Source organism: Streptomyces lydicus, assembly GCF_001729485.1.
GTDB lineage: Bacteria > Actinomycetota > Actinomycetes > Streptomycetales > Streptomycetaceae > Streptomyces > Streptomyces lydicus_D.
The window spans coordinates 2,966,652-2,978,773 of the sequence record NZ_CP017157.1; the positions used below are offsets into that span (position 1 = coordinate 2,966,652).

Here is a 12,122-nt window from a genome sequence, read left to right on the forward strand (position 1 = left end):
CTCGGGAAGTCTCGCGCCCAGGCTCGCCCCGCCGGGCACGCCGCCGCGGCACGCCCGCCGGGCAGGCCCCCGGGCATGCCCCGCCGCGGCCGGGAGCGGTCGGCGTACGCGGTCGTCGTACGTCGTCGCCGCACGCGGTCCCGCGGCCGAACCCGGTGCCGCCGGCCGCACGGGGTCCCGCCGGCCGTGCGCTCCCGCGGCGTTGTCAGTGGCTCGTGCGAGCATGGCCGTGGGTTGAATCGGGACCACGGCGGGGGGCGCTGATGAGGTCAGGGTGTGGCAGTCCGGCAAGGGTGTTGACGGTGCGTCAGCGGCTGGCGCGGGCTGTGTGGTGCCGTACGGCGGCGCGTACGGTCATCCGCCGTATCGCGCGCATCATGCGGAGGGCGCGGGTCGTCGGGGTCCGGATCGGTCCGGTCCGCTCAGTCCTCGGCGGGCGGGATCTCGCCCGAGCCGCGGGCGATCAGGCGGGTCGGAATCTCCCTGCGGTGCGGCGGGTCGACGATGCCGTCGAGGCGCCGGAAGAGCAGTCCGGCGGCGGTGCGGCCCATGCGCGCGGGGTCCTGGGCGACGACGGTGATCGCCGGCCGGACGAGATCGGCCAGTTCGAAGTCGTCGAAGCCGACGAGCGCGACCGGGCGCGGGCGTTCACCGAGGACACGTACGGCGGTGACGGTGACGCGGTTGTTGCCCGCGAAGAGCGCCGTGACGGGCTGCGGCGCGTCCAGCATCGCGGTCGCGGCGGCGCGCACCCGGTCGGGATCGGTGGAGCCCAGCGAGACCCACGCGTCGTCAACGGGCAGCCCCGCGGCGGCCATTGCGGTGCGATAGCCGCGCAGCCGCTCCCGCGCGGTGTGGATCCGCGGCTGGTCGCCGATGAAGCCGATCCGCCGGTGGCCGTGCGCGATGAGGTGGGCCACCGCGTCCTGGGCGCCGCCGAAGTTGTCGGAGAGCACGACGTCCGCGTCGATGCGGCCCGCCGGGCGGTCCACGAACACCGTCGCTATCCCGGCCGTGATCTCCGGTTCCAGATACCGGTGGTCGTCGCCGGCCGGGATGATGACCAGGCCGTCCACCCTCCGCGCGCACAGCGCGAGCACCAACTCCTGTTCGCGGGCCGGGTCCTCGGCGCTGGAGCCGTTGATCAGCAGCGCGCCGTGGTCGCGGGCCACCTCTTCGACGGCGCGGTTGAGCGGACCGTAGAAAGGGTCGGCGAGGTCTTCCAGTACGAGGCCGATGCTGGCCGTACGGCCCTTGCGCAGGATGCGGGCGGAGTCGTTGCGGCGGAAGCCGAGGGCGGTGATGGCCTCCTGCACCCGGCGTTCGGTGTCGGGGGTGACGCCCGGCTCGCCGTTGACCACGCGGGAGACCGTCTTGAGGCCGACTCCGGCGCGCGCCGCCACGTCCTTCATCGTGGGGCGGGTGCCATAGCGGCGGGACGTGCCTCGGGCGGTGTCGGTCACGGGTGCGGCCCTGTTTCTGTCGGCGTCCAGGTGTGGCGTCGAGCATAGCCTCTAGACAACGTTGTCAATCGGGGGAAGACTGGCGTTCTCACGCCGGGCCGGCACCCCGGCCCCCGGGCCCACCAGGAGATTCCACACCGATGCAGACGGACCTCAGCGCAGCTTTGGACATCGGCGGCACCAAGATCGCCGGCGCTCTGGTGGACGCACACGGCAGACTGCTCGTCCGGGCCGCCCGGCCCACGCCCGCCGATCAGGACGGGGCGACGGTGATGCGCGCGGTGGCCGAGGTGGTCCGGGAGCTCGCCGCGGGGCCGGACTGGGCGCGGGTGGCGGCGGTCGGAATCGGCAGCGCGGGCCCGGTGGACGCGCAGGCCGGCACGGTCAGCCCGGTGAACATCCCCGGCTGGCGCGCCTTTCCGCTCGTCGCCGGGGTGCGGGCGCTCGTCGGCGACCGCCCGGTCGTGCTGGTCGGCGACGGGGTGGCGATGACCGCGGCCGAGCACTGGCAGGGGGCCGCGCGCGGCCACGCCAATGCGCTGTGCATGGTGGTCTCCACGGGCGTGGGCGGAGGGCTCGTCCTCAACGGGCGACTGCATCCCGGCCCCACGGGTAACGCCGGGCACATCGGTCACATCAGCGTCGACCTCGACGGTGACCCCTGCCCGTGCGGGGCCCGCGGCTGCGTGGAGCGGATCGCCAGCGGCCCCAACATCGCGCGCCGGGCGCTGGCCAACGGCTGGCTTCCGGGCCCCGACGGGGACGTCAGCGCCGCCGCCGTCGCCGCCTCCGCGCGTGCCGGGGACCCGGTCGCCGTTCGCTCCTTCGAGCGGGCCGCCCAGGCGCTGGCCGCCGGCATCGCCGCCACCGCGACGCTCGTCGAGATCGATATCGCGGTGATCGGTGGGGGAGTTGCGGGTGCGGGAGAGGTGCTCTTCGCCCCGTTGCGTGCGGCTCTGCGGGACTATGCCACGCTCTCGTTCACCGCGGGGCTGACGGTCGTACCGGCCCGGATGGGGACGGACGCCGGTGTGGTGGGCGCCGCCGCGGCCGCCGCGCAACAGTCCCGTCTCGATGCCTTCGTGCCCGCACCCTGACGCCCCCACGAGCCCCCGCGCGCCCCTTAGTCTGTTGCCGACCGGGCCGTACGCCTGAGGTGCGACGGCGTACAGGTGCGGCAGGCGCAGGTGCACAGGCAGCGTACGGGTATCGGGGGGTTCGGCGACGGTGACACCGGGGGAGCGTGAGCAGGGCGGGGCGGACGAGGCCCGGGGCGCGCACAGTGCCGACGGTACGGGCGGTGGGGGCGGCCCCGATGCCGCGGGTGGTGCGCCGGGTTCCGGTGCCGCGGGCGGCGGTCCGGCCGACGCCGCCGCGAGCGAGCCCCGGCGGGGGCAGGACGCCGATCTGACCGGGCGGGTGCTCGGTGGCCGGTACCGCGTGACCGGGCGGATCGGGCGCGGCGGCATGGGCGTGGTCTGCCGTGCGGTCGACGAGGTGCTGGGCCGGGAGGTCGCGGTCAAGGTGCTGCGCGCCTACACCGATGCCTCCGCACCGGAACTCGCCGACCTGCGCACCCGTATGCAGCGCGAGGCGCGGGCCGCGGCCCGTATCCGGCACTCCGGCGTGGTCACCGTCCACGACGTCATCGACGAGGACGGCCGGCCGGTCATCGTGATGGAGCTGGTGGACGGAGCGTCGCTGGACGACGCGATCGAGCAGCGTGGTTCCCTCGATCCCCGGGAGACCGCGCGGATCGGCGCCCAGGTCATGGACGCGCTGGACGCCGCCCATCGGGCGGGTGTCCTGCACCGGGACGTGAAGCCGGGCAATGTGCTGCTGGAAGGGTGGGGGCACCAACCGGGACCTTCCGGCCCTGGGGGAGGCCGGGTGGTGCTCACGGACTTCGGCATCGCCAGCATCGAGGCCCCCGGCGACGGCGCGACCACCAACCTCACCCGCAGCGGTGAACTGGTCGGCTCGCTCGACTACTTGCCGCCGGAGCGGGCGCAGGGTCAGGACCCCACCCCCGCCTGCGACATCTGGTCGCTGGGCATGACGCTCTACGCGGCGGTCGAGGGCGGCGGCGCGCCGTTCCGCCGTACGTCGGTCTGGTCGACGCTCACCGCGATCGTCACCGAGGCGCTACCGGAGCCGCGGCGGGCCGGGCCGCTCACTCCCGTGCTGTACGCCCTGATGGCCAAGAACCCCGCCGACCGGCCGTCCGCGGCGCAGGCCCGTGGTCTGCTCCAGGCGGTCGCCGAGGGTCGCGAGCCCGTCCTGCCGCCCCCGCCCGGCGCGCCGCATCCGGCCACGGCGACGGATGTCCGGCCGATCCCGCCGCCGTCGCCGGGGGGACCGTCGCCGCTGGGGCCCGGCCCGCAGTCCGGTGCCGACGCCGGCGCGCCCCCGGCCGGTTGGCTCGGGGGCGGCCCGGGAGGCCAGGGCGGCGGACCGGAACCGCAGGGCGGCGGCCAGGGGCAGCCCCCGGCGGTCTCCCCGTCCGGCGGGCCGGTCCCGCACCCCGGCGCCGCCACGCAGCCCTCGGTTCCCGCTCCGCATCCCTCGGCGCCGGCCCCCGCTTCCCAGCAGCCGGCGGGCTTCTCGTACCCGGCTCCGGGGCCCGCGTACGACCCGCCCGGTGTGGTGGCCGGTCCGCCCGTCGGCGCGACCGGTGCGCACCCGCTCCCCGGCGGCGGCTCCGCCGGGCGGGACACCGAGCGGCTGCCCGCCCGTGGGCGGCGCCGGGGCGCGCTCGCCGCGGCGGCGGCGCTGGCCGTGCTCGCCGCCGGCGGCGGGGTGACCTACGCGCTGGTCGGCGGGGGACCGGGCAGGACCGTCGCGGACGGCGGCAGCCGGTCGGCGGCGCCCGCGGGGACGCCCGGCGGGCCGGGTGCGCCGAGCGCCGACGGTGGCAAGGACGAGGGCAAGGGCCACGGCGAGGAACGGAAGGCGAACGGGGGCGGTGCGGGCCAGTCCGGGGGCGCGGACGCCGGGAAGGACGCCGGACCGTCCGCCCCGGGCGGCCCGTCGGACGGCGGGACCGCCAAGGACCCCAAGTCCGCTGACACCGGCGGGAGTTCGGGCGGGCAGGGCGACGGCGGGCAGAGTGGTACGGGCGGCGGCAGCGGCTCGGGCGGATCACACGGCACCTCCGGCGGGTCCGGGGGCGGCGCGACGGGCGGCAGCGGCGGTGGTCCGACGCCGGCCCCCTCGTCGTGCGTGTCCATCGGCGGCAGCAGGACCAACTGCGACGTCTGGCGCACCGCGAACTCTTACACCGCGTCCTTCCAGCAGGTCGGACATCTGAACATGGGCACCAACTACTTCTACTGCCAGGCGAATCTGGGCCGTCGCGAGACGTACGGGAAGTGGACGAACGTGTGGTGGGCCAAGACCGATGACGACAGCGGCAACGCGGGCGTCTATGTCAGCGTGGTCTACCTGAAGGGCGGAGCGAACGACCAGCCGGTCCCGGGGCTGCCCACCTGCTGAGCCGGTGCGGCCGCGGCCCCGGGTGGCGGCGCCGGACGCGGCCGGCCTGGCGCAGCGCGGTGCCGGACGGACCCGGGAGCCATCGCCCCGCGGGTCCGCCCGGCGTAACGGCTGGTCGCCGTCAACTCCCCTCTCAGCAGCTGAACTTGGCGTCGCCCCAGTCGGCGTGGTCGTAGTCGATCCCGTCCCCGCCGTCGGTCACGACGAGGCGGACGGTCTCGGCTCCGGCGACCGGGACGCTGAGGGCCGTCGGGGCGTCCGTACCGGTGAGCGTGCCCGTCGAGGTGACGAGCCGGCCGTCCGCCCACACCTCGAAGCGGACCGAACCCCGGTCGCCGGCCTCGTCGTCGATCCCGACCCGGGCACTGAAGGCGGAGCAGCGCCCGCCGGTGTAGAAGCCGACCTCGCTGGGCGCGTGCACGCCGAGGCCCCTGGTGAAGGCGGTGCCTCCGATGCTCATCGGCCGGCCGTCACCGGCACCGCTCTCCCCGACGCTGGTGTTCCGCTCGACCGGGCCCCAGCCGTTGGCGGCGGTCAGCCAGGGCAGGTCGGCGGCGTACGTGGTCCCGGCCGGCGGGGGCACCACGACGTGCGCCGTCCCGGGCAGGGTGGCGGTGGCCCGCGCACCGTTCGGGGCGCGGTAGGCGGCGGTGAGCGGCAGGTCGTAGGCGCCGGGCGCAATGCCGGCCGGTGCGGTGATCCGCCAGCTGGTGGTGAGCGTCCGGCCGCCGGCCAGGGCGCGGGCGGTGGCGGGCGTGGTGGCCTTGCTCTGCCAGCCCTGCGGGGCCTTGAGCGTCACGGTGAGGTTCCTGGCCGGGGTGCCGCCGAGGTTGCGTACGGTGGAGCGGACGGCGGCCGGGGTGCCGGCCTCGACGAGCGGGGCGCGGTCGGTGCCGGTCTCGACGGCCGGCGGGTAATCCGTCCAGCGCTTGTCGGCGGTGACGCGGAAGACGGTGGTGCCGTGGGCGGGCACGGTCGCCGAGATGGTGCCGGTGGTGTGGGTGTCGCGGTGCTGCCACAGGTCCCGCAGACGGTAGCCGGCGGCCTGCGGAAGGCCCGCGGCCGCGGCGGTGGTGGCGATCCGCTGCGGCTGGCCGGTCTCGTTGAACAGCGCCACCGCGCGGCCGCCGTCGGCCAGTTGCTTGACCAGCGTCCAGCGGCCGGCGTCGGACCTCAGCACGGTGGCCTGCTTGCCCAGGGCGTCCTGGTCGAGTGCGATGACGTCCTTGTTGGACAGGATCTCGAAGGTCTCCGGGGTCGCCTTGCGCAGGTCGGAGCCGATCAGCAGCGGGGCGGACATCATCGCCCAGAGGGAGAAGTGGCTGCGGTATTCGGTGTCCGTCATGCCGCCGTTGCCGACCTCCAGCATGTCGGGGTCGTTCCAGTGCCCGGGGCCGGCGTACGGCGCCAGCGGCAGGTTCTGCTTGGCGATGTCGAGCATGCTCGACCAGGAGTCACTGATGTCGCCGGTGGTGCGCCACAGATGTCCTACGTCCGACGCCCACTCCCAGGGCTTGTTCTCGCCCCATTCGCAGATGCTGTAGACGATGGGCCGGCCGGTGGCCTTCAGCGCGTCCCGCATGGTGCGGTACCGCTGCTTGGCGTCCACGCCCTGGTTATTGCAGTTGTCGTACTTGAGGTAGTCCACACCCCAGTCGGCGAACTGCTGGGCGTCGGACCGCTCGTGTCCGAGGCCGCCGGGGAACCCGGCCGAGTTGCAGGTCTTGGTGCCGGCGCTGGTGTAGATCCCGAACTTCAGGCCCTTGGCGTGGACGTAGTCGGCGACGGCTTTGATGCCGTGCGGGAAGCGCTGAGGGTCCGGGACGAGCTTGCCGTTCCCGTCCCGGGTGGGCAGCGCCCAGCAGTCGTCGAGATTGACGTACTGGTAGCCGGCGTCCTTGAGGCCCTTGGCGAGGAACAGGTCGGCGATGCCTTTGACCATCTCCTCGTTGAACTCGGCCCGGCAGTGGGTGGAGTTCCAGTTGTTGAAACCCATCGGGGGCGTCTTCGCGAGCCCGTCGGGGAGTCGGGGCGCGGTGGCGGTACGGCTGTTGTGCGCGGTGTCGGTGGTACCCGGGGTGTGGGGCACGTCGGCCGCGGCGGGCAGGGCGGTCGCCCCTGCCGTACACAGCAGTGCCGCGGACAGCGCTCCGACGATTCTTCGGTGGCCTCGCCGGTGGGTGGTGCTGATGTGCACGCGCATGGTTCGCGTCCTCCAACTTCGGGAGAGGTGGGGTGAGGGCGTGTACCTGTCACTGGCGAGTGTTTACGGTAGGGCTTGTTGGAGTCTGTTGGAAGAGGAGCGGTAACGGTTCAGCCTGCGCCTGCCAAAACCCTTGACGCGACCTGCCGTTCGGAGTGAGATCCCACCACTCGCGTTCGGTTCTGTTTGGTTCCACCCCTGAGGAGGGGCCATGGTCCAGTCAACGTTCAATGGCTCGGCGGCGAACAGGGAAGCGGCAGGACGTCGGATGTCCCGCCGCTCGCTGCTGAGGGGTGCGGCGCTCGGCGCGGGAGCCGTCGCCCTCCCGTCCCTGCTCACCGCCTGCGGCAGCGGCCCCAGTGGCGTCACGATGGGTTCCAACGCCTCGGACGCGGTGCCGAAGAAGGCGTTCGCGGCGGCATTCAAGGCGTACGAGAAGAAGTCCAAGAAGACGGTCCGGGTCAACACCGTCCATCACGAGACCTTCCAGGAGAACATCAACCGCTATCTCCAGGGCGCCCCGGACGACGTCTTCATGTGGTTCGCCGGAAACCGCATGCAGTACTTCGCACAGAAGGGGTTGCTTTCCGACATCAGCGACCTCTGGCGGAACTTCCACGGCTTCACCGACGCCCTGAAGAAGCAGTCCACCGGCCGGGACGGCAAGCAGTACCTGGTGCCCTACTACTACTATCCGTGGGCCGTCTTCCACCGGAAGAGCGTGTTCCAGGAGAAGGGGTACGAGGCCCCCAGGACCTTCGACGAGTACCGGGCACTCGCCAAGCAGATGCAGAAGGACGGGCTGGTGCCGTTCGCCTTCGGCGACAAGGACGGCTGGCCGGCCATGGGCACCTTCGACTACCTCGACATGCGCGCCAACGGCTACGACTTCCACATCGCGCTGATGAGCGGGCAGAAAGCCTGGAACAGCCCCCAGGTCAAGCAGGTGTTCGACCTGTGGCGCGGGCTGCTGCCGTACCACCAGAAAGGCGCCAACGGGCGGACCTGGCAGGAGGCGGCGCAGACCCTCGCGCAGAAGAAGGCCGGGATGACCGTGCTCGGACTGCCGCACCCCGGCCAGCAGTTCAGCGTCGCCGACCGCGCCGATCTGGACTTCTTCCCGTTCCCGGAAATCGACCCGGCGCACGGGCGGGACGCGGTCGAGGCGCCCATCGACGGCTTCCTGATGTCGAAGAAGGCCAAGGACAAGGAAGGCGCGAAAGACCTGCTGAAGTTCCTCGCCACCCCGCAGGCGGAGGACATCTACCTCGCGTCCGACCCCAACAACATCGCGGTCAACAGCGGCGCCGACACCGCCGCCTACACCCCGCTGCAGAAGAAAGCGGTGCAACTCGTCGCCGGGGCCAAACAGATATCGCAGTTCATGGACCGCGACACCCGGCCCGATTTCGCCTCGACCGTGATGATCCAGGCGATCCAGCAGTTCCTCAACAAGCCGGACGACATCGACGGGCTGGTCAACGACATCGAACGCCAGAAGAAGCAGATCTTCGCCGCCGAGTGAGCGCCACACCACATGACCGGCACACCTGTGCACCGCCGGACCACTGCCGTGACTGACGGGGAGCGAACCGCCGTGCCGAAATCCCCCGCACGGCGCGCCGGACGGCCGGGAGCGCGGCGGTACACCCGCCGCGACCTCGTCCTCCTCGGCGTGCTGCTGGGCATACCGATCCTGCTCGACCTCGCCCTGATCTGGGGCCCGACGCTGGCCTCGGTCGGCCTGTCCTTCACCACCTGGGACGGTGTCGGCGACATCCGGTGGGCCGGCCTGAAGAATTACGACGAGCTCTTCACCAGCTATCCGCAATTCTGGCCGGCGGTCCGCCACAACCTGCTGTGGCTGGCCTTCCTCGGATTGCTCGCCGCGCCCTTCGGCCTGCTGCTCGCCGTCCTCATCGACCGCGGCGTCCGCTTCAGCCGCTTCTACCAGTCGACGCTCTACATGCCCGTGGTGCTCTCGCTCGCGGTGGTCGGCTTCATCGCCCAGCTGCTCCTCTCCCGGGACCAGGGCGCGCTGAACGCCGTACTCGGCGGAAAGAATCCCACCGACTGGCTGGGCGACCCCGGAATCAACATCTGGATGGTGTTGCTCGCCGCCTGCTGGCGGCACACCGGTTACGTCATGATTCTCTATCTCGCCGGCCTGAAATCCGTCGATCCCAGCCTCAAAGAGGCCGCCGCCATCGACGGAGCGAGCGAACGGCAGGCATTCTTCCGAGTGGTGCTGCCCACCCTGCGCCCGGTGAACGTCATCGTTGGCGTCATCACCGTCATCGAATCGCTGCGCGCCTTCGACATCGTCTACGCCATAAACAAGGGCCGCAACGGACTGGAACTGCTGTCCGTGCTGGTGACCGACAACATCATCGGGGAGGCCGGGCGGATCGGATTCGGCTCGGCGATCGCGGTGATCCTGCTGCTGGTCTCGCTGGGATTCATCGTGACCTATCTCGTCCAGGAACTGCGAGGGGAACAGCAGCGATGACCGCACCCGCCGCCCTGAGCACCCGGCCGGCCCGCCGCCGCGGACGGTTCGGCGTCCACCTCTTTCTCACCGCCGTCTCGCTGGCCTTTCTCGCCCCGCTGCTGCTCGCCGTCTACGCCTCGCTCCGCCCCTACGAAGAGACCGCCGCCCACGGCTACTTCTCCCTCCCGCGTCACCTCTCCTTCGACTACTACAAGCAAGCCTTTGTCGACTCCGGCATGAGCAAGTACTTCCTGAATTCGCTCGTCATCGCCGTCCCCGGCGTTCTGCTCACCCTCTTCCTGGCCTCCTTCGTGGCCTTCGCGGTCTCCCGACTCCGGATCCGCGGCGGAATCGTCCTGCTGATGGTCTTCACCGCCGGAAACCTGCTGCCCCAGCAGGTGATCGTCACCCCGCTCTACGTTCTCTTCAACAAGATCCCGCTGCCGTACTGGATGTCCGACTCCCTGAGCATGTACGACTCCCTCTGGGCCGTCACTGCCGTCCAGGTCGCCTTCCAACTCGGCTTCTGTGTCTTCGTCCTGGCCAACTTCATGCGTACGCTGCCCCGCGAAATCCTGGAGGCCGCGATCGTCGACGGGGCCGGCGTATGGGCGCAGTACTGGCGCGTCACCCTGCCCCTCTGCCGGCCGGCCCTCGCCGCCCTCGGCACCCTGCAATTCACCTGGATGTACAACGATTTCCTCTGGGGGCTGGTGTTCCTCTCCGAAGGAGACAAACTCCCGGTCACCTCGGCGCTGAACAATCTGCGCGGGCAATTCTTCACCGACTACAACCTGCTCGCCGCCGGATCCGTCCTCGTCGCACTGCCCACGATCCTGGTCTTTCTGCTCCTGCAACGGCATTTCATCGCCGGACTGACTCTCGGGGCGAGCAAGGGGTGACGGAGCGTGCCGCAAAGCACCCCCGGCCCGGCACGATGAGCCGCCGTCATATGCGGATTCCGCCGTGCCGACGCGAGGACCGGCACCCGGTATGCGGGTGAGGGTTTCGGTGCGGGAGGGGCGGGGGAGCGCTTGTTTGCCGGGGACGTCGCGGCGGGGGAACGAGACCGGCCTCCCCTCGCGAGGCATGTCACGAACGGTGGGTCCAAGGGCGCGAAACCGCCCTGGCCGGACCGGTCGTCGAATGCGCAACTTCCCGGTGTGCGCGCGGCCCCTGGTCCCGAGCGTTTCCGTGGCAGGGTGTTGCGGGCAACTCACCTGGGTCTAGGGAAGAGGGGAAACCGTGATCGTCTGGCTGAACGGCACGTTCGGTGCGGGCAAGACCACTGCGGCTCAAGAATTGCTCGACCTGCTTCCCGGAAGCGTGCTTTACGACCCCGAACTCCTCGGCAGCGGACTGCGGTTGATGCTGCCGGCGAAGCGGTTCGAGGAGGTCGACGACTACCAGGACCTGCCTTCCTGGCGGCGGATGGTCGTGGACACCGCAGCGGCACTGCTCACCGAAGTGCCCGGCCCGCTGATCACCCCGATGACGTTGCTGCGCCAGGAGTACCGCGACGAGATCTTCGGCTCCCTGGCCGCCCGCCGCATACCGGTGCGCCATGTCCTGCTGCATGCGGAGGAAACGATCCTTCGGCAGCGTATAGCCCAGCGGGAGCAGTCCCCCGGCGACGCCGCGGCCCACGCCTCGGTCCGCCGCTGGAGCCTCGCCCACCTTGAGCCGTACGCCGACGCGCTGTCCTGGCTCAAGGGCGACGCGCACGTCGTGGACACCAGCCACCTCACGCCCCGGCAGGCCGCCGAGCGGGTCGCCGAGGCCGTCCGGAGCGGCGCCGGCGCCTGCGAGATCGTGCAGACCCCCGAACCGACCGCCGAGACCCTCGCCGCCGGCGTGCTGCTCTTCGACGACCAGGGCCGGGTGCTGCTCGTCGACCCCACCTACAAGGCCGGCTGGGAGTTCCCCGGCGGCATCGTCGAGCGCGGGGAGGCACCCGGCCACGCCGGCGTACGGGAGGTCGCCGAGGAACTGGGCATCGAACTGCCCAGCACCCCCCGGCTGCTGGTACTGGACTGGGAAGCGCCGCAACCACCCGGCTACGGCGGCCTCCGGCTCCTCTACGACGGCGGCACCCTGACCGACGACCGGATCAGCAAACTCCTGCTGCCCGACGCGGAGTTGCGCGACTGGCGCTTCGTCACGGAGGCCGAGGCGGAACGCATGCTGCCACCGGTCCGCTGGAACCGCCTCCGATGGGCCCTGCGGGCGCGGGAGCGGGGGTGCCCGCTGAACCTCGAGGCGGGGGTTCCCGTGGGGTGATTCCCACGTTGTTGTCTGCGGCGCCGTGCTTGTTGCTCGCCGTTGCGCTTTGCGGCGCCGCCGCACGTTGTCGGCTGTCCCGCCGTGGTGGTTTCTCGCCGTTGCGCCTGCGGCGGGCGTGGGTGGTCGGGTGCGGTGCCGCTCCTCCGGACTTCGTCCTGCGGCGCGTCCCCTCCCGTAGGGGAAGAAG

Annotated in this window: 8 protein-coding genes; 6 read left to right on the forward strand and 2 right to left on the reverse strand. The window is 71.8% G+C overall.

All coding sequences use genetic code 11. The features are described from left to right. Positions 1 to 422: 422 nt before the first annotated feature. Positions 423 to 1,463, reverse strand: coding sequence for a LacI family DNA-binding transcriptional regulator (locus tag SL103_RS12730; protein WP_069568964.1), 1,041 nt, complete (start codon positions 1,461 to 1,463; stop codon positions 423 to 425). A gap of 140 nt (positions 1,464 to 1,603) precedes the next feature. On the opposite strand from SL103_RS12730, the gene SL103_RS12735 reads away from it, so the two are divergent. Beyond that, positions 1,604 to 2,560 carry an ROK family protein gene (locus SL103_RS12735; RefSeq protein WP_069568965.1) on the forward strand — a complete coding sequence of 319 codons (957 nt, stop codon included), beginning with the start codon at positions 1,604 to 1,606 and terminating at the stop codon, positions 2,558 to 2,560. A 130-nt stretch (positions 2,561 to 2,690) separates the two neighbouring features. After that, the gene (locus SL103_RS12740) at positions 2,691 to 4,958 is read left to right on the forward strand and encodes a serine/threonine-protein kinase (protein ID WP_432215351.1); all 2,268 of its coding nucleotides are present in this window, start codon (positions 2,691 to 2,693) and stop codon (positions 4,956 to 4,958) included. 133 nt (positions 4,959 to 5,091) lie between these two features. Here the strand turns inward: SL103_RS12740 and SL103_RS12745 are convergent, their stop codons facing one another. Beyond that, a complete protein-coding gene (locus SL103_RS12745) occupies positions 5,092 to 7,161 on the reverse strand; it encodes an NPCBM/NEW2 domain-containing protein (RefSeq protein ID WP_208869851.1) in 2,070 nt (689 codons plus the stop codon). A 268-nt stretch (positions 7,162 to 7,429) separates the two neighbouring features. On the opposite strand from SL103_RS12745, the gene SL103_RS12750 reads away from it, so the two are divergent. From SL103_RS12750 to SL103_RS12765, 4 genes are all read left to right on the forward strand, one after another. Then, positions 7,430 to 8,686: an ABC transporter substrate-binding protein gene (locus SL103_RS12750; RefSeq protein WP_069568966.1), complete on the forward strand. Its 1,257-nt coding sequence runs from the start codon at positions 7,430 to 7,432 to the stop codon at positions 8,684 to 8,686. A 72-nt stretch (positions 8,687 to 8,758) separates the two neighbouring features. Further along, positions 8,759 to 9,670, forward strand: a complete 912-nt coding sequence (locus tag SL103_RS12755; RefSeq protein WP_069568967.1) for a carbohydrate ABC transporter permease — start codon at positions 8,759 to 8,761, stop codon at positions 9,668 to 9,670. Beyond that, entirely contained in the window at positions 9,667 to 10,554 is an 888-nt protein-coding gene (locus tag SL103_RS12760) for a carbohydrate ABC transporter permease (RefSeq protein ID WP_069568968.1), read from the forward strand. The genes SL103_RS12755 and SL103_RS12760 overlap by 4 nt, the downstream gene beginning before the upstream one ends. Before the next feature lie 343 nt (positions 10,555 to 10,897). Further along, positions 10,898 to 11,932, forward strand: a complete 1,035-nt coding sequence (locus SL103_RS12765; RefSeq protein ID WP_069568969.1) for an NUDIX hydrolase — start codon at positions 10,898 to 10,900, stop codon at positions 11,930 to 11,932. Positions 11,933 to 12,122 lie beyond the last annotated feature (190 nt).